The organism is Streptomyces mesophilus, assembly GCF_040300965.1.
GTDB classification, from domain to species: domain Bacteria; phylum Actinomycetota; class Actinomycetes; order Streptomycetales; family Streptomycetaceae; genus Streptomyces; species Streptomyces mesophilus_A.
This window is the reverse complement of record NZ_JBEPEW010000022.1, coordinates 14544-40341: the sequence shown is the minus strand read 5'-3', so window position 1 is coordinate 40341 and position 25798 is coordinate 14544. Positions and strand designations below refer to the sequence as shown.

The 25798-nt window shown below is 70.2% G+C and carries 21 protein-coding genes; 6 read left to right on the top strand and 15 right to left on the bottom strand.

Translation table 11 applies throughout. The features are described 5' to 3' along the window. Nucleotides 1–8 precede the first annotated feature (8 nt). The 6 genes from ABT367_RS11300 to ABT367_RS11275 form a co-directional block, all read right to left on the bottom strand. A complete protein-coding gene (locus ABT367_RS11300; protein WP_352252000.1) occupies nucleotides 9–2312 on the bottom strand; it encodes an ABC transporter permease in 2304 nt (767 codons plus the stop codon). Between the two features lie 23 nt (nucleotides 2313–2335). After that, nucleotides 2336–3025, bottom strand: a complete 690-nt coding sequence (locus ABT367_RS11295) for an ABC transporter ATP-binding protein (RefSeq protein ID WP_352251912.1) — start codon at nucleotides 3023–3025, stop codon at nucleotides 2336–2338. Then, a complete protein-coding gene (locus ABT367_RS11290; protein WP_165335484.1) occupies nucleotides 3022–3549 on the bottom strand; it encodes a PadR family transcriptional regulator in 528 nt (175 codons plus the stop codon). Before ABT367_RS11290 ends, ABT367_RS11295 begins: the two co-directional genes overlap by 4 nt. Before the next feature lie 129 nt (nucleotides 3550–3678). Beyond that, the gene (locus tag ABT367_RS11285) at nucleotides 3679–4086 is read right to left on the bottom strand and encodes a hypothetical protein (RefSeq protein ID WP_352251997.1); all 408 of its coding nucleotides are present in this window, start codon (nucleotides 4084–4086) and stop codon (nucleotides 3679–3681) included. A gap of 105 nt (nucleotides 4087–4191) precedes the next feature. After that, the gene (locus ABT367_RS11280; protein WP_352251910.1) at nucleotides 4192–4446 is read right to left on the bottom strand and encodes a hypothetical protein; all 255 of its coding nucleotides are present in this window, start codon (nucleotides 4444–4446) and stop codon (nucleotides 4192–4194) included. Then, nucleotides 4443–5402: an SPFH domain-containing protein gene (locus ABT367_RS11275; RefSeq protein WP_434975445.1), complete on the bottom strand. Its 960-nt coding sequence runs from the start codon at nucleotides 5400–5402 to the stop codon at nucleotides 4443–4445. Before ABT367_RS11275 ends, ABT367_RS11280 begins: the two co-directional genes overlap by 4 nt. Before the next feature lie 313 nt (nucleotides 5403–5715). Here ABT367_RS11275 and ABT367_RS11270 point away from each other — a divergent pair, with 313 nt between their 5' ends. Together ABT367_RS11270 and ABT367_RS11265 are read left to right on the top strand one after the other, a co-directional pair. Continuing rightward, complete coding sequence (locus tag ABT367_RS11270) at nucleotides 5716–8199, top strand: transglycosylase domain-containing protein (protein WP_352251906.1); 2484 nt, start codon at nucleotides 5716–5718, stop codon at nucleotides 8197–8199. Between the two features lie 213 nt (nucleotides 8200–8412). Continuing rightward, nucleotides 8413–9933, top strand: a complete 1521-nt coding sequence (locus ABT367_RS11265) for a hypothetical protein (protein ID WP_352251904.1) — start codon at nucleotides 8413–8415, stop codon at nucleotides 9931–9933. Nucleotides 9934–10134: 201 nt separating this feature from the next. Here ABT367_RS11265 and ABT367_RS11260 read toward each other — a convergent pair whose 3' ends face one another. The 3 genes from ABT367_RS11260 to ABT367_RS11250 all read right to left on the bottom strand — a co-directional run bounded on the left by ABT367_RS11260 (nucleotide 10135) and on the right by ABT367_RS11250 (nucleotide 14576). Continuing rightward, nucleotides 10135–12273: an ATP-binding SpoIIE family protein phosphatase gene (locus ABT367_RS11260; RefSeq protein WP_352251902.1), complete on the bottom strand. Its 2139-nt coding sequence runs from the start codon at nucleotides 12271–12273 to the stop codon at nucleotides 10135–10137. A gap of 182 nt (nucleotides 12274–12455) precedes the next feature. Next, a complete protein-coding gene (gene fomD / locus ABT367_RS11255; protein ID WP_352251900.1) occupies nucleotides 12456–13133 on the bottom strand; it encodes a cytidylyl-2-hydroxypropylphosphonate hydrolase in 678 nt (225 codons plus the stop codon). Nucleotides 13134–13169: 36 nt separating this feature from the next. Further along, the gene (locus ABT367_RS11250) at nucleotides 13170–14576 is read right to left on the bottom strand and encodes a class II fumarate hydratase (RefSeq protein WP_352251898.1); all 1407 of its coding nucleotides are present in this window, start codon (nucleotides 14574–14576) and stop codon (nucleotides 13170–13172) included. A gap of 112 nt (nucleotides 14577–14688) precedes the next feature. Between ABT367_RS11250 and ABT367_RS11245 the strand changes: the two genes are divergently transcribed. After that, the gene (locus ABT367_RS11245) at nucleotides 14689–15597 is read left to right on the top strand and encodes a trypsin-like serine peptidase (protein WP_352251896.1); all 909 of its coding nucleotides are present in this window, start codon (nucleotides 14689–14691) and stop codon (nucleotides 15595–15597) included. Nucleotides 15598–15658: 61 nt separating this feature from the next. Here ABT367_RS11245 and ABT367_RS11240 read toward each other — a convergent pair whose 3' ends face one another. The 3 genes from ABT367_RS11240 to ABT367_RS11230 all read right to left on the bottom strand — a co-directional run bounded on the left by ABT367_RS11240 (nucleotide 15659) and on the right by ABT367_RS11230 (nucleotide 19954). Further along, nucleotides 15659–17275, bottom strand: coding sequence for a hypothetical protein (locus ABT367_RS11240; protein WP_352251894.1), 1617 nt, complete (start codon nucleotides 17273–17275; stop codon nucleotides 15659–15661). 12 nt (nucleotides 17276–17287) lie between these two features. Beyond that, entirely contained in the window at nucleotides 17288–18106 is an 819-nt protein-coding gene (locus ABT367_RS11235; RefSeq protein WP_352251892.1) for a hypothetical protein, read from the bottom strand. A gap of 180 nt (nucleotides 18107–18286) precedes the next feature. Next, entirely contained in the window at nucleotides 18287–19954 is a 1668-nt protein-coding gene (locus tag ABT367_RS11230; RefSeq protein WP_352251890.1) for a fumarate hydratase, read from the bottom strand. A gap of 159 nt (nucleotides 19955–20113) precedes the next feature. Here ABT367_RS11230 and ABT367_RS11225 point away from each other — a divergent pair, with 159 nt between their 5' ends. After that, the gene (locus ABT367_RS11225) at nucleotides 20114–20869 is read left to right on the top strand and encodes a DUF1707 SHOCT-like domain-containing protein (protein WP_352251888.1); all 756 of its coding nucleotides are present in this window, start codon (nucleotides 20114–20116) and stop codon (nucleotides 20867–20869) included. A gap of 116 nt (nucleotides 20870–20985) precedes the next feature. Then, nucleotides 20986–21366, top strand: a complete 381-nt coding sequence (locus ABT367_RS11220) for a WhiB family transcriptional regulator (RefSeq protein ID WP_199545654.1) — start codon at nucleotides 20986–20988, stop codon at nucleotides 21364–21366. A 77-nt stretch (nucleotides 21367–21443) separates the two neighbouring features. Here the strand turns inward: ABT367_RS11220 and ABT367_RS11215 are convergent, their stop codons facing one another. Continuing rightward, nucleotides 21444–22109 (bottom strand): response regulator transcription factor, encoded by a 666-nt coding sequence (locus ABT367_RS11215; RefSeq protein ID WP_352251886.1) that lies wholly within the window; start codon nucleotides 22107–22109, stop codon nucleotides 21444–21446. Then, on the bottom strand, nucleotides 22106–23356 hold the full coding sequence (locus tag ABT367_RS11210) for a sensor histidine kinase (RefSeq protein ID WP_352251884.1): 1251 nt from the start codon (nucleotides 23354–23356) through the stop codon (nucleotides 22106–22108). Before ABT367_RS11210 ends, ABT367_RS11215 begins: the two co-directional genes overlap by 4 nt. A gap of 111 nt (nucleotides 23357–23467) precedes the next feature. On the opposite strand from ABT367_RS11210, the gene ABT367_RS11205 reads away from it, so the two are divergent. Further along, nucleotides 23468–24574: a pectin acetylesterase-family hydrolase gene (locus tag ABT367_RS11205; protein WP_352251882.1), complete on the top strand. Its 1107-nt coding sequence runs from the start codon at nucleotides 23468–23470 to the stop codon at nucleotides 24572–24574. A gap of 63 nt (nucleotides 24575–24637) precedes the next feature. On the opposite strand, the gene glpX is transcribed toward ABT367_RS11205, so the two are convergent. Further along, entirely contained in the window at nucleotides 24638–25675 is a 1038-nt protein-coding gene (gene glpX / locus ABT367_RS11200) for a class II fructose-bisphosphatase (RefSeq protein ID WP_352251880.1), read from the bottom strand. Nucleotides 25676–25798 lie beyond the last annotated feature (123 nt).

The following is a 25798-nucleotide window of genomic DNA, read 5'->3' as shown; positions in this document are numbered from 1 at the left end:
GCCCCCACCTACTCGGTCCGCAACCCCTCCGGCCGCATCATCCGCATCAGCGGCGGCAGGCTCAGCAAGGTGACCGCGAGGACCACCCCCGCGCCCACGCCCGTCATCGCCAGGACCGACGGCCAGTCCACGGCCACCGCGGTGTCGACCATCTTCAGGAGGACCACACCGAGCCCGAGCCCGACGCCCGCGGCGAGCAGCAGTCCGAGCGCGATGGGGACGGCCGTCTGCCACAGCACCGACAGGCTCAGGGTGCGGCGCCGCGTGCCGAACGCGACCAGGGCCGCGAGCAGCTTGCGGCGCTCGCGGAGCTGTTCCAGCTGCGAGACCAGCAGGCTCGCGCCGATCAGGAGCAGGACGCAGGTCGCGCCGACGAACAGACCCGTACGGATCGAGTCGAAGCGCTGCGACCGTTCCGTGGCGGCCAGTTGGTTGACCTCCGTGAGCGGGGCGATCTGCGCGACCGCGGTGCGCACCTCGTCCCGTGCGTCCGCCACCGCCGGGTCGGTCTTGACGTACACGTGTCCCGTCATCGCCTGCCGGGCGGCCTCGGGCAGTGCGCCCGTCGTCACCAGGAAGCCACTCGTCTCCCCGCCGTCAGGGGTGGCCTTCGGGGTGGCTTCCTCGAGCTGCGCGGGCAGCCGCCACCGCACGGCCTCGTCCTTGCCGGTCCCGTACCTCGGGTTCAGATAGACCGTGCCGCCCGGCTTCGCGAGCTTGGGGGTCTCCTCGTCGTACTCGGCTCCGACGACCTGGAACACATCGCCGTCCTTGCAGGAGGGCAGCCCGGCCAGATCACGCAGCGCGGCACAACTCCCGCTGGTGACCGAGGCGTTGCCCTCGGGATCGACGGCCCGGTCGGCCGCGACGGTCTGCGCGACCGGCGCCGTCACCTTGGTGACACCGGGGGTTTCCTGCAGCGCGCGCTGCTGCTCGGCGAGCTGGCGGAAGGTGTCCCGGGACTCGGGCAGATACAGGCTGAGGTCCGCACGCGCAGGATCCTCGCCGGTGTCCTTCGTGTAGTACGAGGACACGCCCGCGAACAGCATCTGCAGCGCGATCGCCCCCGCCACCGCGACCGCGATGCCGTTGACCAGGCGGGCCGCCGAGCCACTGCTCAACTGCAGCCGTCGTACGGCCAGTTGCCAGGACACCGCGCCGCCGCCGAGCCGGGCGACGACCGCCTCGACCAGCCACGGCAGGATCGCCGTGATGCCGACCAGGAGCAGGACGACACCGCTGGTGACCATCCACTGGTTGAAGTCCCCGTTCTCGTTGCCCTTCCCGATCATCGGGGAGAGCAGGGCGAGCCCGGCCACCGGGAGCAGCAGCCGCCACCACAGCCGGCGCCGCGAGGGCTTGGCGGTGCGGACCACGCCGAGCGGCTCGATCACGACGCCGCGCAGCGCGAACAGTGTCACCGCCACCGCGGCGGCCGGCACCGCGAGCGCCACCAGGACGACCAGCGCGGGCGCCGGGGCGAGGTCGTGCGAGAAGACACTGATGTCCATCACCTGGAGCCGGGGCGCCAACTGCCGTGCGGCGAGGAACAGTCCACCGCCGACGACCAGGCCGAGCAGTGACCCGGCGCAGGCCTCGCCCGCGGCGATCCGGCGCGCCATCCGGCCGTCCGCGCCGATCAGGCGCAGGGCCGCGAGCCGCCGGTCGCGCCGCTCGCCGCCGAACCGTACGGCCGTGGCGATGAACACGCCCACGGGCATGAGCAGCACGATGAAGATGATCAGTGTGAGCAGCAGCAGCCGCGGATCCATCTCCTCGCGCTGCGCGTCCGTGCCGAACGAGTCGAGGCGGTGCATCCGGTAACCGGTGGGCACGAGATCGTCCGCGCCCTTGATGTACGAGAGTTCATGCGGCCCGATGAGTCCGGCGTCGCCGATCGTGCCGACGATGTTTCCGTCGATGCGCTTGTCGAGCAGCTGCGCGCCGCCGGACTTCAACAGGTCGGCGAGCGCGGGCGACACCAGGACGTCACCGGCCTTCGGATAGGCCGGGATCCCGGGCGGCAGCGGCGCCTCGGCGCCCTCGGGCTGCATGATCCGGCCGCGTACGTCCTCGCCGCGGAACACCGTGTCGACCTGCGCCACGATCACCGTGTCGTCGCCCTTGGGCATGACCTGATCGCTCATCCGGTAGTCGTCGCGGGCCTCGCCGCGTATCTCCCGGGACTGCAGCGCGTTCGGGATGGCCGTCGTCACCAGGAGCAGCGCCACGCCGAGCCCGACGCCGACCGCCGTGAGGACCGCACGCACCCATCCTTCGCGCCCGCCGGTGACGGCGAACCGGGCACCCATGGCCAGATCCCTGATCCACGCGTTCACAGCACGTGCTCCATATCGCGCGACTTGCCGTCGCGTACGACGATCTCGCGGTCCGAATACGCGGCGACCCGGGCCTCGTGCGTGACGAGGACGACGGCGGCGTTGGTCGAACGGGCCGCATCCGTCAGGAGCTGCATCACGCGCTCGCCGTTGAGCGAGTCGAGCGCACCGGTCGGCTCGTCCGCGAACAGCACCCGCGGGTTGGTGACCAGGGAGCGGGCCACCGCGACGCGCTGTCCCTGACCGCCGGAGACCTCGCCCGGTCGCTTCTTCGCGAGGTCGTCGACCTCCAGGCGCTCCATCCAGGTGAGCGCGGTGCGCTCGGCGTCCTTGCGCTTGGCGCCGTTCAGGCGCAGCGGGAGCGCGACGTTCTCCACACAGCTCAGCTCGGGGACGAGCTGGCCGAACTGGAAGACGAAGCCGAACTCGGAGCGGCGCAGCGCACTGCGTTCGGCATCGCTCATGCCGCTCAGCTCGCGGCCGTTGTACGTGATGGTCCCGTCGTCCGGCGGCACGATGCCGGCGAGACAGTGCAGGAGCGTCGACTTGCCGGACCCGGAGGGGCCCATGACGGCGACGACCTCGCCGGCGTGGATGGAGAAGTGCGCTCCGTCGAGCGCGGCGGTCGGCCCGTAGGCCTTGCGCAGATCCTGCGCGGACAACAGGGAACCGGCAGGCGCGCTCATCCCTCCGTCACCGCCTTCGCCAGCTTGTCGAGACGCGCGGCGGTGAGCTCCAGCCAGCGCAGATCGGCTTCGAGGTGGAACAGCGCGTGGTCGCAGATCAGTTGATCGGCGAGATCGCCCTTGCGCTTGCGGTCGGTGAGGATCCGCATCATCCGCAGATGCTCCGAGCGCTGGGTGTCGAGCAGGTCGCCGGCGTCACGGCCGGTGAGCAGCGCGAGCACGACCTTCGTGTAGAGGGTCGAGGAGAGATACGGCTCGGGCTTCTCCGGCGTCGCCAGCCACTGCTGTACGTCGGTGATCCCGGCTTCCGTGATCGCGTACCGCTTGCGCTCGGGCCCGCCGCCGGCCTCCACGCCGTCGACCTCGACGAGACCGTTCTTCAGGAGCCGCGACATCGTCGAGTAGACCTGCCCGTAGTGCAGCGGCTTGTCGTGCCCGAACTTCTCGTCGAAGGCGCGCTTGAGGTCGTAACCATGGCGGGGGCCGCTCTCGAGCAGGCCCAGGAGTGTGTGACCGATGGACATGCCGATGACTGTACACAGGGTGTATACGCCGTGTGTATACGTGGGGTGTATAGCTGCCCCGGATATGCGAATCGGGCGCTGTCCTCGCAGGTCAGCGCCCGATGTCACAATTCTGTCAACGGCCTCGGCTCAGGCTCCGGTGGTGGAGCCGGGGCGCACGATCATCAGCACGGTGACGGTGGCCCACAGCAGGTTGAAGACCCCGGCGAGCATGGCGAGCCGGCGGTCGGCACCCGTCTGCGGTGCGCGCTCGGGCTGCACCGCCGCTTCGAGGGCCTCGTCCTGCGCGGGCAGGATCAGCACCATCAGGACGGCCGCCGCCGCGACGGTCAGCACGATCGACGCGATCAGCCAGGGATCGCCCATGACACCGAGAGCGACCGCGGTCGCGAACCCGAGCACCGGCACCGCGATCCCGACACCGGAGTACACCCGGCAGACACGATGCAGCGTCCGCAGCGACGCGAGAGCCCCGGCGTCACCGGGCGAGCCGGCTGCCTGCCGCAGACTGTCAGCCCCTCCGGCGCTTGAGGAGATCCGAACGAAGTTCGGATGCGGGGTCCGGGGCGGAGCCCCGGTTTCGGGAAGGGGCGGGGCGGGGGAAGAAGGCCCGCCGCAGGCGCGTCGGACCCGCCCCCTGGCTTACGACTTGGGCGGCCGCCCTCTGCGAGGCAGCGGCCCCGCCGCCCCCGGCAGCCGCCCCGCGTCCTTCAGCGCCTGTCGCAGCAGGAACTCGATCTGCGCGTTCGCGGACCGCAGTTCGTCCCCCGCCCACCGCGCGAGCGCGTCGTACACGAGCGGATCGAGCCGGAGCAGCACCTGCTTGCGAGCCGCGCCGGCCGACCGCCGGCGAGGACCGGAACCGGGTTCGTGCTCGGGTTCGGGGTCCGCGCTCACTGGTACAGGGTCCCTGTGTTGATCACAGGCTGCGCCGCCCGGTCACCGCACAGGACCACCATCAGGTTGGACACCATCGCGGCCTTGCGCTCCTGGTCGAGCTCGACGATGTCCTGCTCCGTGATCCGCGCGATCGCCGACTCGACCATGCCGACCGCACCCTCGACGATCTGCTGCCGCGCCGCGACCACCGCACCGGCCTGCTGGCGCTGCAGCATCGCGGAGGCGATCTCGGGTGCGTACGCGAGGTGCGTGAACCGGGACTCGATGATCCGCACACCCGCCGCCTCGACCCGCGCGTGCAGCTCGATGGCCAGCTTCTCGGTGATTTCCTCGGCGTTCTCGCGCAGCGAGAGCTGCTCCGAGTCGTACGCGTCATAGGGGTACTCGATCGCGATGTGCCGCACGGCGGCCTCGGTCTGCGTCGAGACGAACTCGACGAAGTCGTCGACCTCGAACGAGGCCTGCGCGGTGTCCTCGACCTTCCAGACGACGACCGCGGCCAGCTCGATGGGGTTGCCGTAGGCGTCGTTGACCTTGAGGACGGCGGTCTCGTGGTTGCGTACGCGCGTGGAGATCTTGGTCCGCGAGGTGAGCGGGTTCACCCAGCGCAGACCGTCCTCGCGGATCGTGCCGCGGTAGCGCCCGAAGAGCTGGACCACCCGGGCCTCGCCCGGCGCGACCATGTTCAGACCGCACATCGCGAGGAACGCGGCGAGACCGATCAGGATCCCGGAGATGATCAGGGCCGCCTTCGCGCCGCCCGAGTCCACCGCCGTCGCGCCCACCACGAGCCCGACGCCGCCGAGCAGGCCGACGAGTCCGAAGAGCAGGGCGAGCCCGCCCCCGATGGAATGCGCCTGGAACTCCCGTACGCGCGGCTCCGGCATCTGCGGAACGTCGGGTGTGGGGGTGGTGTCTTGAGAGGTCATGTCCGGCTCCCCGTGGGTGTCCATGCCGACGAGACGCCCTCGTCGACCTAGCAAACTGATATCACTTTATCGTGCGTACGAGAGCAGCGCCACATTGCTGTGAAGCGTTACGAACAGGTATCAACTCCCACAAACAGGACCGGTCACGGCACCGGAACCGATCCTTCACATCCGGAGGAGCAACCGTTCGAGCCCCGCAGTAGTCGGTTCCTGTAGGACAGGTGCTGATTGTCACGTCCGTAAAAGACCGGATCGTCATCCCTTTGTCCCCAGCTGCGGTGTTAGCTTTCTGAGCTGACCCGGGGGAAGCCGAGACACGACTGGAGCAACGCGAACCATGGGCCGAGCGGAAGAAAGGCGAGCGAGGCAGCGCGGCGGCGGTGCCCGCCGGGCAGCGACCTCGCCGCCGGCCGGCGCCCGCCGGATGGAGCGCGGACCGGACATCGGTCAGCAGCGCGGACACCGCTCGGTCGGTTCCCCGTCGGACGGCTACGGACGTGGCCCCGGAGCCGGTCCCGGATACGGACATGACGACGGAGGCGACCACGGCGGCCGTGCCGACCGCCGCCGGGCCGCCACGCGCCGCGAACGCGATGATCGGAGCCTGTTGCGCCGAATATTCACCTGGAAGAAGATCCTCGGAACCTTCTTCGGGATGATCCTGCTCGGGATGGCGGCGGCTGTCGGCCTGTATCTGTATGTCGACATCCCCGACCCCAATGTGGACGCGACGCAGCAGAGCAACGTCTACAAGGACGCGAGCGGCAAGACGATCGCGAACGTGGGCGAGACCAAGCGCGAGATCGTCGGCCTCGACAAGATTCCGAGGCCGATCCAGCAGGTCGTCGTCGCGGCCGAGAACAAGACCTTCTACAAGGACCCCGGCGTCGACATCAAGGGCACGAGCCGCGGCGTCCTGAACACGCTCATGGGCAAGGGCCGGCAGGGTGGTTCGACGATCACCCAGCAGTACGTGAAGAACTTCTACCTGTCGCAGGAGCAGACGGTCAGCCGCAAGGTGCAGGAGCTGGTGATCGCCCTCAAGGTCGACCGCCAGGTGTCCAAGGACGAGATCCTCGCCGGGTATCTGAACACCAGCTACTTCGGCCGGGGCGTCAACGGAATCCAGGCCGCGGCCCAGGCCTACTACGGCAAGGACGCGGATCAGCTCAGCCTCTCCGAAGGCGCGTATCTCGCCGCCCTGCTCCAGGCGCCGAACCAGTACGACTGGGCGATCGCCTCCGAGACGGGCAAGACGCTCGCGAAGCAGCGCTGGGCGTACGCCCTCGACAACATGGTCGAGATGGGCTGGCTCAGCCCGAGCGAGCGCGCCGAGCAGGAGTTCAAGGAGCCCCTCAAGCCCACGCAGAACCCGGGTCTGAAGGGCCAGAACGGCTACATCGTCGAAGCCGCCAAGAACGAGCTCGCCCGGCATCTGATGGAGACCGACGAGCTGACCGCCGAAGAGGCGCTGAAGAAGATCGACCAGGGCGGCTGGACGATCACGGTCAACATCGACAAGAAGAAGCAGAAGTCGCTGGAGAAGGCGGTCGCCGACCAGCTGACCGACAAGCTCGACCCGAAGTCCCGCAAGGTGGACGCCGCGGTGAAGGCGGGCGCCGTCTCCGTCGACCCGAAGACCGGCAAGATCGTCGCCCTCTACGGTGGCGAGGACGCGCTCAAGCAGCACAACATGGCGATCCAGCGCGACTATCAGGCGTCCTCGACCTTCAAGCCGGTGATCCTGGCCTCGGCACTCGAGAACAGGTCGACCAAGGACGGCCGGCCGATCACGCCGAACACGATCTACGACGGCGACAGCAAGACGAAGATCGACTTCGGTGGCGGCCAGACCTACGCGCCGCCGAACGAGGGCAACGACGACTACGGCGATGTCACCGTCCAGCGCGGTATGGACAAGTCCATCAACTCGGTGTTCGCGGGCCTCGGTGCGGACGTCGGCATGGACAACGTCAAGGAGACCGCGGAAGCCCTCGGTATGAAGGAGTTCGACCCGCACCCCGCCATGACCCTCGGGTCCATGGGTGCCAGTCCGCTCGACATGGCCGGTGTGTACGCGACCTTCGACGCGCACGGCAAGAAGGTCACGCCGTCGATCATCGCGAAGGCCGAGCACTCGAAGTCCGGGGAGTGGGTCCCCGAGCCCATCGGCGACCAGGTGATCAAGCGGGAGACCGCCGACACCATCACCTCGGTTCTGCAGGGCGTGACCAGCGACGGCACCGGCTCCACCGTGCTCAAGGGCGAGTACGCGGGCAAGTACAAGGCCGCGGGCAAGACCGGTACGTCCGACAACAACGTCTCGGCGCTGTTCGCGGGATACACCCCCGAACTGGTCACCGTCGTCGGTATCTACGGTGAGGCGCCCGAGGGCGGCGGAGGCCTGAAGCGGCCCGACGGCAAGCCTGCCGCGGCCGGCAACCACGTCTCCCTGCGCGGTGCGGGCGGCGAGGACACCATCCACGGCTCCGGCTTCCCGTCCCGCATCTGGGCCGCGTACACCCTCGGCGCCCTGAACGGCGGTTCGGACGCGCGCTTCGACCTGGAGACGGACATGGGTGTGGGCGTCGCCCCGCCGCCCACGACCGCGCCCCCGACGACCGCGCCGCCCACGACGGAGCCGCCGGAGACTCAGGATCCGACGACGAAGCCGCCGACGGACGACCCCACGACCGAACCGCCGACGGACGATCCCACGACCGAACCGCCGACGACCGGGGATCCGACGTACGAGCCGCCGATCACGATCGACCCGGACCCGGACGACCCCAATAACGACCAGGGCAAACCCCGGGATTAGCACCGGCACGCAAGGCGCCCGGAACCGTCACGGTTCCGGGCGCCTTCGCGCGTACAACCCCGGCTGTCCGTGCGGGAGTCGAGGTTCCCAGCGGTAACGTCTCCACCTGCCTTGACTTCTCCGCCCCCGCACATCTGAATGTGCGTCAGATGTGTGTGCCGGTTGTGTACGGGATGTGCGCAGGGCGGCCGACGCGGACGAAGGGGGCCCCTGATGCCGGTGCGAAGACCTGTGCTCCCGCGCCGCCTCGCCGTGGCCACCGTCTTCGGCCTGCTGCTCTCGACGGGCGCGGCGGGAGCCGCCGAATCGCCGAGCCCCGAGGCCTCCGCCGCACAGGGCGTCACCACCGAACCGACCGTCACGTGCCAACTCCCCGCAGGTCAGGGCGAGAAGACCGGGCAGCAGAAGATCACGGTCAGGATCGGCCCCGCCGAGGTCGCCCCCGGCGGCACCGTCCATGTCGAGGTGGACCTCGGCCCGACTCCCGCGACCAGCCCGATGGAGCTGGACGACGCGCCCTTCACGGCGGGCATCGAGTTCGCGCTCTCCGGCGGCGCGGACGGCACGGTCACCGTCTTCGGCAAGCAGGCCCCGGTCGACGTGCCCCTCGCCCCCGAGCGCATCCAAGTCCCGTCGTACGAAGGCGACTTCATGATGCCGCCGGACGCCCGCGGACCGGTGAAGCTCACACCCACCCGGACCCTCACCGTCACCCACGTGCTCGACCGGGACTTCGAAACCCCTTGTGCCGTACGGTCCGGGGCGGACGTGATCGGCACGGTCGACGTCAAGGGTGAGCCCCGCCCGGCCGCCACCCTCACGGCGGCGGACCGCTCAGTGCTGCCCGGCGCCGTGGTCGGGCTGAGCGGTACGCGCTGGACGCCGGGCGCCGCGCCGCGTGCGCTGCTGTGCGGTCAGGACGGTACGGGGTGCAGTCCGGCCAAGTTCGCCCGTACCGCGCTCGAGGTGGCCTCCGACGGACGGCTCTCCGGGACGGTCACCCTCGCCGGCCAGGACATGGTGCCGGCCGGCGACCACCGGCTGCGGATCTTCGACGGGGCGCGGGAAGCGAGCGTCCCGCTCCGCGTACGGGACGGGCAGCCGGCCTCTGACGACCCGGGCCCGCACCCGTCCCGGCCGGCCGACTCGTTCCCCGACGGCACGGGTGGCCCAGGTGATCCAGGTGGCGACGATCCGACGGCCGACCCCTCGTCCCCGCCCCCCGGGCACACCGACCGCACCCCGCCACCAGGACACGGATCGGGCGGCGCTCAGGGGCGGCAGCACCTGGCCGCCTACATCACTCCGGGGCCGCTGGCGATGACCCAGTCCGGTGACTCCGTCGACTTCGGCGCCCTCGACCTCGGGCAACAGTCCACCGCGACCGGTGCGTTGAACACCGTCACGGTCTCCGACGGCCGCGGCCACAACATCGGCTGGTCCCTGACGGCGACCCTCACGAACCTGACCAACGGCAACGGCGGCACCATCCCGGCCGGCTCGGTCACCTGGACCCCGTCCTGCACCGCGCAGACCGGCAGCGTCGGCCGCCCGGTCGCCGGCACCCCGGGTCCGCTCGGCGCCCAGGCGTCCTCCCTGTGCACGATGGGCCACCACATGCGCACCCCGATGACAGGCGGCAAGTTCAAGGCGGACGCCGCCCTCTCCCTGACCCTCCCGGGCTTCGTCCCACCGGGGGAGTACAGCGCGACGCTCCAGCTCACGCTGCTGTGACTCCCGCAGGCAATCCCAGCACGTGCGGCGCACCCAGCCCCTGCGGCGTTTGAGCAGATCCGAACGAAGTTCGGATGCAGGGGTCCGGGGGCGGAGCCCCCGGTTTCGGGAAGGGGCGCCGGGGGCGACGAATAGGAGCCCCCGGAAACCCTGGGATACCCGCACCCCAAGCCGCCGAGCCGAGCCCAGCCAAACCGACCCTCACCGATTCAGCTCGAACCACACCACCTTGCCGGTGGACAACCGTGTGGCCCCCCAACGGCGGGCCATCCGGTTGACCAGGTACAGCCCCCGCCCACCCTCATCCGTGGCTCGCGCCTGCCGCAGACGGGGCAACTGCGGTACGTCGTCCACGACTTCGCACCGCAGCACATCCGTCCGCAACAGCCGCAGCGTTATCGGCCGCGACGCGTACCGCACCGCATTGGTCACGACCTCGCTGACCAGGAGCTCGATCGCATCCGTATGCGACTCGAGCCCCCACCGCTCGAGTGCCCGCCGCGCAAGGCGCCGGGCCCGTGAGGGAGCGGAGTCCTCGGGCTCCAGGTACCAGTACGCGACATCGCTGGGCGCGATCCCGTCGAAGCGGGCCGCGAGCAGAGCGATGTCGTCGTCACGGTCACCGGGACCGAGCATGTCGAGCACGTCGTCGCACAGCGCCTCGAGCGGCGGCGAGTGGTCCGGGCCCGTCAGCTGGGCGGTCGCTGCGAGGCGTTCCCGCAGCTGCTCGATCCCGGTCCACACGTCCCGCAACCGGGACTCGACCAGACCGTCCGTGTACAGGAGCAGCGTCGCCCCGGCCGGGGCGTCCAGCTCCACGGCCTCGAAGTCGACCCCGCCGACCCCGATCGGCGCCCCCGCGGGCACGCGAAGGACCTCGGCCCGTCCGCCGATGTGCAGCAACACGGGAGGCGGATGGCCCGCGTTGGCGATGGTGATGCGGTGCGCGACCGGGTCGTACACCGCGTACAGGCAGGTCGCCATCCGGTCGGAGCCGAGCCGCTGGGCCTGTTCGTCCAGGTGGTGCAGGACTTCCTGCGGCGGCAGATCGAGCCCCGCGAGCGTCTGCGCGGTCGTGCGCAGCTGCCCCATGATGGCCGCACTGGTCATCGAGTGACCCATGACGTCCCCGACGACCAGGGCGACCCGGCTGCCCGGCAGCGGAATCGCGTCGTACCAGTCACCGCCCACCCGGGCGGTCTCGGCGGCCGGCAGATAGCGGCTCGCGAGCTTCACACCCGTCGGCTGCGGCAGCGTCTCCGGCAGCATGGTGCGCTGCAGTTCGTCGGCGATATACGCCTCGCGGCCGTACAGGACCGCCTTGTCGATCCCGAGCGCGGTGTGTGTCGCGAGCTGCGCCGCGACCAGGAGATCGTCCCCTTCGAACGCGGCCCGCTCGGGCCGCCGCAGGAACACCGCCGCCCCGATCACCCGCCGGCGTCCTCTGAGCGGAGCGAGAATCACACGGCGGGCGACGGGCAACGGCCTGTCCTCGCCGAGCAGTTCGGTCAGCGCGGCCCGCGAGGTCGCGGACTCCCCGAACACCGGCCGCACCCCGCGCAGCACCTCGGCGAGCGCCCCGCCGGTCTGCACCTCGCAGAGCTCGGCGGCCGGCCCGGCGTCCGGCTGCAGCTGGAGCACGGGCTGCAGGACGCCGTCGGTCACGGAGTCTTCCGTATCCTCGGGGGAGTCGGGTATCCGGTCGGTACGGCGCAGCCGCAGCACCACGGGCCCGACGGGACGCTCCTCGCCCACGGGCAGCGGATCGCGCAGATAGACGAGGATCACGTCGGAGAACGTCGGCACGGTGGCCCGGCACAGGCCCATCACGATCTCGTCGAGATCCATGCCCCGGGCGATCCGGCGCGTCGCCGCGCCCACGAACCGCAGCCGGTCGCCTTCGCGGCGCGCCTTGTCACCGCCGCGTGCGGCGGGAACGCCACCGGAGTTGCCGGAGTTCCCCGGCGGGGCGTCCTGGTCGGCGGCGCGGCGCGCGGACGACTTGGACCCCCTCTTCGTACGGCCGGAGGACGCACCGGGGGATGTACTGGGGGACGTACCGGAGGAGGTGCTGGTGGACCCGCCGGAACCCGCACCCGGGCCGGTGCCCGAGGACGTGTCCGACTGGGACCCGGGCCGTGCTCCGGGGCGCGCCTCCGAGGGCGCCTGCCCCTCCGGGACCTGCGCATGCTCGGCCCCCGACGGTTCGCCCTGGGCAGGTAACGCCATGGCCGCAGGGGTGTCCGGGGAATGCAGCACCGCCCCGCGAGGTTCCGCGGGGCCGGTCGCTCCGGCGGCCTTCGCGCGGCCGCCGTCGTGGGAGGTGGGGTGCTCCGTCACGCGTGTCGAATCCGTCCGTCCGGGGCGCCGCGTCCGGCCCCGCCGATCGAGCCGCGCGCGTGCCCTATGTCCACGTCCCTGCCGAATCTCAGTGACACTCCGTCAAGTGGTGCGCAAGCCCTGTGAGTTCCTACTTCCGGAGGACGATCCTACGTTTGCTCCCTGGGGGCGCATCAAGGGTCTCATGTGGACACACGCGCGGGCGTACGATCCCAGTCCTCGGGCAGAACCGGTCTGCGCCAGGCCGGATCCGGTCGCCACTGGGGCCAGCCGTCGCAGAACGGGGAACCCCAGTCCCGTACGACCTCGATGGCCGCACGGCCCGCCTCGCGCACCGCGCGTGCCTGCCCGGAGTCCATCAGGCCGGCCCGCTGGGCCTCGGCGAACTCGTCCTCGTCCCGCCAGTGCCAGCTGCGGTCGGGGTGGACGGAGATGTCGAGGAAGTGGTCCTCGGAGTCGACGCCCCCCGACCAACGGGCCAGCGGCTCCTCGAGGTTGACGTAGAAGTTCTTGAACCGCCAGCCCTGCTCCCAGAACAGCCAGACCGACCAGGGCTCGCCGGGCTGCGCGAGCTTGAGGACCCCGGCGCCGTGCCACCGGTCGCGCACCACGGCGCGCGGCTTGGTGTAGCGGGTGGCCAGCGGCTCGTGGTGCACGGGCGTCCCGTCGGCGAGCACCGGCCGTACGCATTCGGTCCCGGGAGCCATCCACACGGCGAGCAGCTCGGCGGTGTCGCGCACGACGGTCACGGGACGGCAGATGTGGATCTGATCGCCGCCGTTCTCGCGGTAGCGCCACAGAATGTGGCTCCCGGGCGCCCAGCGCTCCACTCCGTCTGCGGTCCTGCCGTGCTCGTTCATGACCAGATATTAGGTGGCCGGATCAGCGCGGAGGCGTCATGGGCGTGTCATACGGAGCACATCCAGCGCCTCGTCCAGCTGCGCCTCCGTCAGCAACCCCTGCTCGACATAACCCGATTCGAGGACAACCTCCCGGATCGTCTTCCGCTCGGCGAGGGACTTCTTCGCGACCTTCGCCGCCTCCTCGTACCCGATGTACTTGTTGAGCGGGGTGACCACGGACGGCGAGGACTCGGCGTACTCCCGGGCCCGCTCGGCGTTGGCCGTGATCCCGTCCACGGTGCGGTCGGCGAGCAGCCGGGAGGCGTTGGCGAGCAGCCGTACGGATTCGAGGACGTTCTTGGCGAGCACCGGCAGCATCACGTTGAGCTCGAAGTTGCCGGCCGCGCCCGCGACCGAGACGGTCACGTCGTTGCCCTGCACCTGGGCCGCGACCATCAGGACGGCCTCGGGGATCACCGGATTGACCTTGCCGGGCATGATCGACGAACCGGGCTGCAGATCGGGCAGGTTGATCTCCGCGAGACCGGTGCGGGGGCCCGAGGCCATCCAGCGCAGATCGTTCGCGATCTTCGTGAGGCCGACCGCGATGGTCCGCAGCTGTCCGGAGGTCTCGACCAGGCCGTCCCGCGCGCCCTGCGCCTCGAAGTGGTCGCGCGCCTCGGTCAGCGGAAGACCGGTCGCGTCGGCGACCTCGGCGATCACCGCGGCCGAGAAGCCGGCCGGGGTGTTGATGCCGGTGCCGACCGCGGTGCCGCCGAGCGGCAGCTCCGCGAGCCGGGGGAGCGAGGCCTTCAACCGCTCGACGCCGTACCGGACTTGGGCCGCGTACCCGCCGAACTCCTGGCCCAGGGTCACCGGTGTGGCGTCCATCAGGTGCGTACGCCCGGACTTCACGACCTCGGCGAACTCCTCGGACTTGCGCTCCAGCGAGGCCGCCAGGTGTTCCAGGGCTGGCATCAGATCCCGCGTCACCGCCTCGGTCGCGGCGATGTGGATCGAGGAGGGGAACACGTCGTTGGACGACTGGGAGGCGTTCACGTGGTCGTTGGGGTGCACATCGCGGCCGAGGCGCTCGGTCGCCAGGGTCGCGATGACCTCGTTCGTGTTCATGTTGGACGAGGTGCCGGAGCCGGTCTGGAAGACGTCCACGGGGAAGTGCTCGTCCCAGCGCCCGTCCGCGACCTCGGCCGCGGCGGACTCGATGGCCTCCGCGATGTCCTTGTCGACGACGCCGAGCGAGGCGTTCACCTTGGCGGCCGCGCCCTTGATCTGCGCGAGCGCGCGGATGTGGGCGCGCTCGATGCGCTGTCCGGAGACGGGGAAGTTCTCCACCGCGCGCTGCGTCTGCGCGCGCCACTTGGCGTGTGCGGGGACCCGCACCTCACCCATGGAGTCGTGTTCGATCCGGTACTCGGCTGCTTCGTCCACGTAGCGCGCCATCGCCCTGCCTTCCGGTCGTCTCTGTAACCGAGAGCATCGACTGGGTACCCCCTATTCCCGCAGCGGCCCCCTTTGACGAGCCATGATCCGGCCTCCGCCTTATGTTCGAGACATGATCGGAATACTCTCCGTAGTCGCAGGAGCACTCCTTGCGACTGCGTTCACTCCAGAGGCCCCCTCCGGCCCCGGCGCCCAGGCCCCTTCGGCCCCCGCCGTCTACGCCCCCGACGCCTCCGACGCCGCCATCCGCGCGTACTGGACCGAGGACCGGATGCGCGAAGCCGCACGCCACGCCCCCGGCGGCGACCGCCCCGACGGCGTCCCCTGGACCCTCGGCGCCGAGCCCGTGCGCAATGTCGGCAAGCTGTTCCTGACGATCCGCCCGGCCGAGGAGGGCGGCCCCGACCGCGACGCCTCGTGCACCGCCGCCGTCGTGAAATCCGCCAACCGCAGTGTGATCGCCACGGCCGCGCACTGTGTGCACCTCAAGGCCGCCGGCGGCTGGATGAAGCGGATGCTCTTCGTCCCCGCGTACGACAAGGGCGCGAAACCGCACGGCAGTTACGTGGCGAAGTCCGGTGGCATCGACGGTGCCTGGCAGAGCGCCGAGGACCACGAGGCGGACTTCGCGTTCCTGTACCTCGGCCCCGACGAGCAGGGCCGCCGCGTCGAGGACGTCACCGGCGCCCGGCGCGCGGTCTTCGAGCCGGTCGCGGGCGAGAAGACCGCACTCGGCTACCCCGTCGACAAGCCGTACGACGGCGAGTCCCTCCAGTACTGCTCGGGCCCCACCACGGCCCTCACTGACGAACGCCTCAAGGGCGGCGAACAGCTCTCCCCGTGCCGCCTCACCCACGGCGCCAGCGGCGGCCCCTGGTACGCACGCACCCCCGAGGGCGAGGACGTCCAGGTCGCCGTCACCAGCTCCCGCCCCAAGGAGCCGGCCTTCGAGAACTCGGCCTGGGGGGCGGTGTTCACGGAGAAGGCGCGCAAGCTGTTCGAGCAGGAGCAGCGGAAGTAGCGCTCCGAGAAACGGGAGGTGGCCGCGCGCGATCGCGCGGCCACCTCCCGTATACGCGGGGTCAGTTGGCGAACACGATCACCGTGAACAGGAAGAACAGCCCGATGAGCACGGGCCAGTAGAGCAGCGTCGGCAGCAGATTGTCCCGCCACTCAAGAGCCCGGATCTTCGTCTCCGTACCCAGAATGATCGCGTTGGCGAAGATGCCCATGATGACCACGTACTGGGCGATGGCGAAGAACTCCATATAGCTGAGCGAGGTGTCGCCGACGATCTCCCGGATCTGCGTCTGGTCGACCACCACCACGAGCAGCAGCGACACCGCGAACGAGATCGCCGTCCACGTCGAGAAGCCGAACCGCGGATTGCGCCGGTCGTCCTTCGTGTACACGAACAGCGCCAGGAACATGATCGCGGCGATGAACAGCGACTGGAGCAGCTTGCCGGTCATCGGTCCCGCATAGCTGCGCGCGACGCCGATGTTGAAGTACATGTCCGGCGCCTTGACGTTGGGCCCTGAGAAGGGCCGTACGCCATAGGTCATCGAGTACTCGTGCTCCTGATAGCTGTACGCCGTGTAGTACGGGCTCCAGCCCTCGGACACGATCGACTGGTCCAGGCCGAGACGGTCGTACTTCCAGGGCGGGTACGAGGAGAAGTCCGGCACGATCATCTCGGGCTCGAAGGCGCTGACCGTCCACATCCGCAGCCAGATGTTCTGCTTGTCCAGCGGGTACTTGCCGTAGCTGAACTTCTGCCGCAGGGTCAGGTTGAAGTGCCAGCCGCGCACCTGCTGCCCGTTCGGCAGGTCCACCTTGTAGACCTCGTCCATCGAGTAGCCGTCGGGCGCCTCGGGGAAGGTCACCGCGCGGCTGGTCTCCGGGATGTCCTTGGTGTAGCGCTGCCACACATAGCCGTTGACCTCGACCTCCTGCGGGCCCGTGAACTTCGCGCCCTGGATGAACAGACCGGTCGGGATCAGCTTCAGACCGCCCATCACCTTCGGCCCGAAGTACTGCCCGAGCACCCGCTTGGTGTCGGCGTCCGACTGCACGGCGGTGCCGACGATCGTGTTGATGTTCTTGTCGTTGTTGACGACCTGCCAGATCGTCACCGTGCCGACGATGAAGATCGCGGTGGCGGCGAGCGACATCAGCACACAGCGCTTGGTGGTGAGCAGGAACGGCCGGAGCAGCGCCGCCGACAGGCTGAGGGCGAACAGGACGGCGCAGATCAGCACGGGCGCCCAGTTGTCGCGCTGGGTGTGGCCCGCGTCCACGTCCTCGGTGAAGTACCGGATCGCGGTGATGACCGTGGCGATCGCGGTGAGACCGAGCAGCACCCAGTTGGCCCGCTCCAGGCGGCGCGGCCAGATCCCGGTGGCGGGGGTCTCGGGCTCGTCCCCGTCGTCCCCACCGCCCCCGTCGTCCCCGCCGCTTCCACCGTCCCCGCCGTCCTTGCCGAGGTCCGGGCCGTCCCCGCCCCGGCCGTCGGCGCGCCGGCGCGCCTCCTCCTCCATGCCCGCCGTCGCCTGGGCCGTGGCCGCCGCGGCCGCGGCAGCCGTGGCGGCGGACGGTGTGGGCTCCGTGCCGGGCGTCATGGATTCCGCCCCCGGCGCCGGAGGCTCGATGCCCGGTTCCGGACCGCCGGGCGAGGGTGTGGGGTCCTCGATGCTCATCTCAGGCCGCCGTCACCGGCCGCTGCCGCCGGGACCCGGAGCCGGCGTCGCCGTCGTGGTCGGCACCGCCGGCGGCGTGAACTTGAACTCGGGGATGTCGAACGGCAGCACCTGGCCGACCACGCTCAGGGCGATGTTCACGAAGACATCCGCGGCGAGGAAGGACATGTGCATCATCGCGAAGCCCGCGTGGATCGCGAGCCCTGCCAGGTCGCCGCGCAGACCGGCTTCCTTGATGGCCTTGTTCTCCGCCTTGAGCGCCTGGATCGTCCCTTCGAGGACGCGGTACGCCTTGGCCCGGTCGGTGCCGGGAGGCCCGCCCGCGAACCCGCCGAGCAGGTTGTCCAGGCTCGCGTTGGCCTTGAGCTCGGCCGCGGCCAGGACCTTCGGGTCCTTCTCGCCGCTGAGCACCGTGCCGGCGAAGTCGGCCGTGTCACCCGCGCCGTTGCCGAACTTGCCGATGGTCTTCCAGGTGCCGGCCAGCTTCTTGCGCTTGCCGACCATGTCGTACGCCGGATCGAACTCGGGCCCGGTGGGCTTGGGCGTCGGTTCCCCGCTGGCCGGCGGCTGCGAGGGGCTCGGCGCCGGGGGCCACGAGAACGTCGGGAAGGTGAACCACGGGGTGGGGCTCGGCGTCGGTCCCGCGGCGTCGGGCTGGGCCGGCGGGGGAGTGGTCAGCGACGGCAGCGGCGGGAGCGTGGGCGGCTCCTGGACCGGCCCCGTGGCGGCCGGGGTCGGATCCTTGGGCGCGGCGGACACGGCCGAGCCGAGCGCGAGCGTTCCGCACAGGGCGGCGGACAGTGCGACGGTCAGGAACTGCTTCCGGTGCATGGGGGCGGGATCCTTCCGTACGCCAGGGGCGACGAACAGGAGCCCCTGGAACCCCGGGACACTTCACCCCGAGGCGCGTAATGCCCAGATGGGCACGGTGATCTCCACCCTCGAATATGCGATCACCCTCCGCAATCGGAAGACTGCGGAGGGTGACCCGTTGGTGTGTCTGCGGGACGTTTACGCCTGACCGGGCGCCCGCACCGGAATGTTCAGGATCGTCGGCGGCCCGGCCGGCTCCTGGAAGAAGTCATGCCCCTTGTCGTCCACCACGATGAACGCCGGGAAGTCCTCGACCTCGATCTTCCATACGGCCTCCATGCCGAGCTCCTCGTACTCGACGACCTCGACCTTCTTGATGCAGTCCTGCGCCAGACGCGCGGCGGGACCGCCGATCGAGCCGAGGTAGAAGCCGCCGTGGGCGTCGCACGCGTCCGTGACCTGCTTGGACCGGTTGCCCTTGGCGAGCATCACCTTGGAGCCGCCCGCGGCCTGGAACTGCTCCACGTAGGAGTCCATGCGCCCGGCCGTGGTCGGACCGAACGAACCGGACGCGTAGCCCTCGGGCGTCTTGGCCGGACCGGCGTAGTAGACCGGGTGGTCCTTGAGGTACTGCGGCATCTCCTCGCCCGCGTCGAGCCGCTCCTTGATCTTGGCGTGCGCGATGTCGCGCGCCACGACCAGCGGGCCGGTCAGCGAGAGGCGGGTCTTGACCGGGTACTTGGTGAGTTCGGCGAGGATCTCGTCCATCGGCTGGTTGAGGTCGATCTTGACGACGTCGCCCTCTTCGAGATGCTCGTCGGTGGTGTCGGGCAGGAAGCGCGCCGGGTCCTTCTCCAGCTCCTCCAGGAACACGCCCTCGGCCGTGATCTTGGCCTGCGCCTGGCGGTCCGCCGAGCAGGACACCGCGATCGCGACCGGGCAGGACGCGCCGTGCCGCGGCAGCCGCACCACGCGTACGTCGTGGCAGAAGTACTTGCCGCCGAACTGGGCGCCGATCCCGAGCTTCTGCGTGAGCTCGAAGACCTTCTCCTCCAAGTCCTTGTCGCGGAAGCCGTGGCCGAGCTCCGAGCCCTCGGAGGGCAGCTCGTCCAGGTAGTGCGCGGAGGCGTACTTGGCGGTCTTCAGGGCGTGCTCGGCGCTGGTGCCGCCGACGACGATCGCCAGGTGGTACGGCGGACAGGCGGCCGTGCCGAGCGAACGGATCTTCTCCTCCAGGAACTTCATCATGGAGGACTCGTTCAGAACGGCCTTCGTCTCCTGGTAGAGGAAGGACTTGTTGGCCGAGCCGCCGCCCTTGGCCATGAAGAGGAACTTGTACGCGCCGCCGTCGGTCGCGTAGAGCTCGATCTGCGCCGGGAGGTTGGAGCCGGTGTTCTTCTCCTCCCACATGGTGACCGGGGCCATCTGCGAGTAGCGCAGGTTCAGGTTCTGGTACGCGTCGTAGATGCCGCGCGAAAGCGCCGCCTCGTCGCCGCCCTCGGTCAGCACGTTCTGGCCGCGCTTGCCCATGACGATCGCCGTGCCGGTGTCCTGGCACATGGGAAGTACGCCGGCGGCCGCGATGTTGGCGTTCTTCAGCAGGTCGAGCGCGACGAACTTGTCGTTGCCGCTCGCCTCCGGGTCGTCGATGATCCGGCGCAGCTGGGCGAGGTGCGCCGGGCGCAGGTAGTGCTGGATGTCGTGGATGGCCTCTTCGGCGAGCTTGCGCAGCGCTTCGGGCTCCACCTTGAGGAACGTCCGCCCGTCCGGCCCCTCGACGGTCGAGACACCCTCCGAGGTCACCAGGCGGTACGGGGTGGTGTCCTCACCGGTCGGCAGCAGATCGGTGTACGCGAACTCCGGCATTCTCGGCCATTCCTCTACATCGGCAGACGGCGCTTGACGTCCTGTTGGCAAGCACCCTTAAGGGTAGGACCCGGGACCGTCCCTGAACTTGTGAGGTAAGGCTCAGTTCGCGGGTTCGCGGGGTAGTCGCGATCTATCGCGTTTCGTATGCTGCTGTGTGTGGACCTCGAAAAGCACCCCAAGCCCGAGTCCGAGCCCGAGCGCGCGCCGGCGAAGCCTTCGCTGACCAAGCCGGCGCCCGAGCCCGCGCTCGCCGATGCCCCGCCCAAGCCCGTGGGCCTGCGCGCCTCGGACGCGGACCGCGACCGTACCGCCGAGATCCTCAGCTCCGCGCTCGCCGAGGGCCGGCTCACCGCGGACGAGCACTCCGAGCGGATAGACGGGGTGTACCAGGCGAAGACCGTCGCCGAGCTCGAGCCGTATGTCGCGGACCTGCCCGGCGCCCACCAGTCGCGCCCGGCCGCCCCCGTCGGCGACCAGCCGACCCCGGGGGCGGTGCCGGTCACGGCCGACGAGAACCTGGTCGCGGTCTTCAGCTCCACCACCCGCAAGGGCCGCTGGCGCGTGGGCCGCAGGACGCATGCGTACGCGGTCTTCGGCAATGTCGAGATCGACTTGACCGAGGCGATCTTCGAGTACCAGCAGGTGGTCATCAAGGCCGTCTCCGTCTTCGGCAACGTCGAGGTCCGCGTACCGGAGAACGTCTCGCTGCGCGGCAGCGGCAGCGGTGTCTTCGGCAACTTCGAGGTCGAGGCCCTGGACGCCGGCGACTCGGACGCGCCCGTCGTCTTCGTGGACGGCTATGCGGTGCTCGGCAACATCGAGGCCAGGCCCAAGCGCGGAAAGTTCATCGAGGACCTGCACAAGTACGTGGGGCGCACGGTGGCCAGGCATATGCGCAAGCACCTGAACTGACCGCACGAGCACGCCGGATGACCGGACGGCATCGGAACTCAGTGCATAGGCCCGCGCACAGCGGGTAGGGCTGCTGCATCGTCACTCGCTTGCGAATCCGTCGTCAGGAGTAGACCGTGCTGCACCCTCCGCATCAGTCCCTTCCGGTCACCGCGATCCCTGCGATCCCGACTCAGAGGGTGCCGACGCGAGATTCGGAAGTCCCCTGGCACACCGAGGCGGTGTGCAGGCGTGACGAGGCAGGGCTGTTCTTCGCCCCGTCCAAGGAGCCCACGGCCGCGCGCCTTTCGCGCGAACAGGCCGCGAAACGGGTGTGCGCCCGCTGCCCCGTGATGGTCGAGTGCCGCGAGCACGCCCTGCTCCAGCCCGAGCCGTACGGAGTATGGGGCGGCCTCACCGCCGCCGAACGCCGCGTGGTCCTGGCCCGCCGCCGGCGCCGCGACGTGGAACTCCAGAAGTCGGTCCACTCGGTCAACCGGATAGCTGCGGCCGGGTAGTTCACACGCCCGCCTGAATTCACACGCCTGCGTGAAGGGGCGCCTCTTGTGGCGAGGGGTGCCCCTTTGCGTATGCCCTAGGTCAGGCCGGGGCGGACCAGGCCGCACTCGTAGGCGAGGACGACGGCCTGCACCCGGTCGCGCAGACCGAGTTTGGCGAGGATCCGGCTCACATGCCCCTTCACCGTGCCCTCGGTGAGGAAGAGGCGCCGGGCGATCTCCGTATTGGAGAGGCCGCGGGCGACGAGGACGAGGACCTCGCGTTCCCGCCCGGTCAGGCCGTCGAGTTCGGAGTCCGCGCGGGGCAGCGGATCGCCGTCGGCGCCGATGTGGCGTTCTATCAGGCGCCGTGTCACCGCGGGCGCCACCATGGCGTCGCCCCGGGCCACCGCCCGGATCGCGGACAGCAGGTCGGGCGCGAGCGTGTCCTTGAGGATGAAGCCGCAGGCCCCCGCGCGCAGCGCCGCGTACACGTACTCGTCCAGGTCGAACGTGGTGAGTACGAGCACCTTCGGTCCGTCCGGCGCGCTCTCGCGGATCAGGCGGGTCGCCTCCACACCGTCCACGTCGGGCATCCGGATGTCCATCAGGACGACATCGGGCGCGAGCGCGACCGCCATGGCCGAGGCCTGCGCGCCGTCGCCGGCCTCGCCGACGACCTCCATGTCGTCGGCGTTCTCCAGGATCATCCGTACGCCTTCGCGCAGCAGCACCTGGTCGTCGGCGAGCAGGACCCGGATCACCCGGCACCCTCCTGAGCGAGGGGCAGGCGGACCCGTACGGCGAATCCGCCGCCGGGTACGGGTGCCGCGGACATCTCGCCGCCGAGGAGCGCCACTCGGTCCCGCATGCCGCGCAGACCGTTGCCGGCGTTGTCGTCGGCCGATCCGGCGCCCGTGTCGCCGTCGTCGGCCACCTCTATGGTCAGCGCGTTCCCGGTGCGTCGTACCGTCACCTCGGCGCGGGCCGTCGGACCCGCGTGCTTCATGACGTTGGTCAGCGCCTCCTGGACGATCCGGTACGCCGACAGGTCGACGACGGCCGGGAGTGCGCCGGGCGGGCCCTCGGTGTGCAGTCCGACCCGGAGGCCCGACTCCCTTACCCGGTCGATGAGTTGAGGCAGTCGGTCGAGCCCGGGCGCCGGGTGCCGGTTCGTCCCGGCCGAACTGTCCGAGGCCAGCACCCGGCGCATGTCCGCCAGCGACGCCCGGCCCGTGTCCACGATGGTCGCCAGCGCGGCACGGGCGTCCGCCGGCCGCTTGTCGAACGCGGCCCCGGCGCCCTGTGCCTGCATGACGATGACCGAGAGGCCGTGCGCCACCACGTCGTGCAACTCGCGTGTCAGCCGGTCGCGTTCGGCCGCGGCCGCCAGCGCGGCGCGCTGGTCCCGTTCGCGCTCGAGGTCGCGGGCCCGGGTGGCGAGGGCGTCGAGATACGCGCGGCGGCTGCGGGCGCTCGCCCCGACCGCCCAGCCCGCGATCAGCGTGCCGAACAGCGGCAGCGTCCCCCAGTCCGTCGGCCCGGGTCCCGGGTCACCACCCTCCTCGGGCTCCCCGAGGGCGTGGCCCCCCACGCCCGGAACCTGCTCCAGCGCCCACCCGTCGACCTTCCCGTCGAGGGCCACGTACAGCGACCAGCCGCCGGCAACTAGCAAGGTGAGCCCCAGCGCCGTCAGCGAGGCGGCCCGGCCGTACCGGCTCGCGAGGGAGGCGAGCACGATCGGCGCCGCCAGATCGGCGAAGGTCGGACCGGTGACGATCGCCATGTGCGCAAGGGAGCCGGCCGACGCGGCGACGAGCGCCGCCACCGGCCACCGGCGACGGACCAGGACGGCGAGCAGACACACCGCGGACACCGCCCACCCCGAAGTCGCCTCGACGGGTGCGCCCCGCCAGGCCACGGTTCCGGTCAGGAGCAGCACCACCAGGCCGGCGTCCTGGACCGCCGGCCTGCCCGTCCACGCGGATACCCCAACACCCCACCCGTTCATCCCGGTTGAGGTTAGGGCAGAACCGTCTTCTCCGGATGTGCCTGTGGTCATGCTCGTGGCCATGACCTCAGGCAGACGACGACGGCGCGGGAGCCCGGCCACCATGCCGGCATGAGGTTACGAAGCAGAACGACGGGCGCGCTCACCGGCGGCCGGCGGCTCGCCGTCGTACTGATCGCGGTGGCGCTCCTCGGCACGGCACTCGTGTACGTACTCGGCTCCCGCGAGTCGGACTGGGCCGCCGCCGAGTGGAAGCGGATCGAGCCGGGAGGTGACTGCCAGTGCGCCGACGGCAGCGAGTACGCCTTCTGGGACCGGCGGGCCGACCCGAAGAAGGTGGTGCTCTACCTGAACGGCGGCGGGGTCTGCTGGTCCGCGACGGCCTGCGCGTTCGCGGACGTGGAGGAAGCGGAGTACGACTGGAGCCTTGAACACGAGGGCCCGCACAACAGCAACCAGGACGGGATCTTCGACTTCACCGCTTCGGGGAACCCGTTCACCGGGTACTCGTACCTGTTCGTGACGTCCTGCACGGGCGACGCACACCTGGGCAACGCCTCGCACGAGTACGGGCCGGACCTGACCGTCCAGCACCGCGGTTACGTCAACGGCACCGCAGCGCTTGACTACTTGGCCGAGCAGTACCCCGATGCCACGGAGGTCGTGGTGGTCGGCAAGACCGCGGGCTCGGTCGCGGCTCCCCTGTACGGCGGGCTCGTCTCCGACCGTCTCCCGGACGCGAAGGTCACCGTACTGGGCGGCCAGTCGGGCGCCTGGCCGGATCACCCCGACTTCAACACCCGGGTTCTCGACGCTACATGGGGCGCGTACGACGCCATGCCGACATGGGCGGTCGAGGGGGCCGAACCGGCTCAGTGGGGCCCACCCGACTTCTGGGCCAAGGTCGGTCGGCACGACCCCGACCTGATCCTGTCCCGCTTCGACTTCGCCCACGATCCGAGCGCGGCGGTGGAGGTGACGGAGTGGATGGCCTCGCAGCCCCCTGACATCCTCGCGGAGATCGACGCCAACGAGGCGGCGATCGAGCGGACCGGAGTGACCGTCCACAGTTTCACGGCACCCACCGACGACCACGGAATCTTCGAATGGGACAAGTTCTACGAGATCGAGGTGGAAGGCGTCCGCCTTGCCGACTGGGTCGGGGACCTGGTCACCGGTGACCCGCCCGGTGACGTGCATTGCGAGAACTGCGACTGACGCTCCGATACGCGGACGGGGCGCCCCTTCGCACAAGGGGCGCCCCGTTCCACGTGGAGGTACTTACCGCGCGCGGTCGAAGTCGACGGCGCTGTACGCGCGCAGTTTCGACAGGCGGTGCTCCGAGTCGATCTGGCGGATCGTGCCGGACTTCGAGCGCATCACGAGCGACGAGGTGGTGGCCGTCTCGGAGCGGTAGCGCACTCCGCGCAGGAGCTCGCCGTCGGTGATGCCGGTCGCGACGAAGAAGACGTTCTCGCCGGAGACCAGGTCGTTGGTGGACAGGACCCGGTCCAGGTCGTGCCCGGCGTCGAGCGCCCGCTGGCGCTCCGCGTCGTCCTTCGGCCAGAGCTTGCCCTGGATCACACCGCCGAGGCACTTGATGGCGCAGGCCGAGATGATGCCCTCCGGCGTACCGCCGATGCCGAGCAGGAGATCGACGCCCGTACCCTCGCGCACCGCGAGGATCGAGCCGGCCACGTCGCCGTCCGAGATCAGCTTGATCCGGGCGCCGGTCTCGCGGATCTCCTTGATGATCCCCTCGTGCCGGGGACGGTCCAGGATGACCACGGTGACGTCCTCGGGCGAGGCCTTCTTGGCCTTCGCGACACGGCGGATGTTCACCGACACGGGAGCGTCGATGTCGACGTAGTCGGCGGCTTCGGGGCCCGTGACCAGCTTGTCCATGTAGAACACGGCCGACGGGTCGAACATCGTGCCCCGGTCGGCGGCGGCGAGGACGGCCACGGCGTTCGGCATGCCCTTGGCGGTCAGCGTCGTGCCGTCGATCGGGTCCACGGCGATATCGCACTCGGCTCCGGTGCCGTCACCGACCCGCTCGCCGTTGAAGAGCATCGGCGCTTCGTCCTTCTCGCCCTCGCCGATGACGACCACGCCATTCATCGAGACGGTCGAGACCAGGGTCCGCATGGCGCGCACGGCCGCACCGTCCGCGCCGTTCTTGTCGCCGCGTCCGACCCAGCGGCCTGCGGCCATGGCCGCGGCTTCGGTGACCCGGACGAGCTCCAGGGCGAGGTTGCGATCGGGAGCTTCGGAGGGAACCTCGAGCTCGGAAGGGAGTTGGTGATGATGCACGGTCATCGGAACGAACCTCTCTTGGGAACGGCGACGGCCGGATGAGGGTGTACCACTGGACTCTATCGGTACGTCGACAAAATGAGCAGGGGGGGTCACGTCTGAGCGGACCCCGGGGTCCTGTCGGGG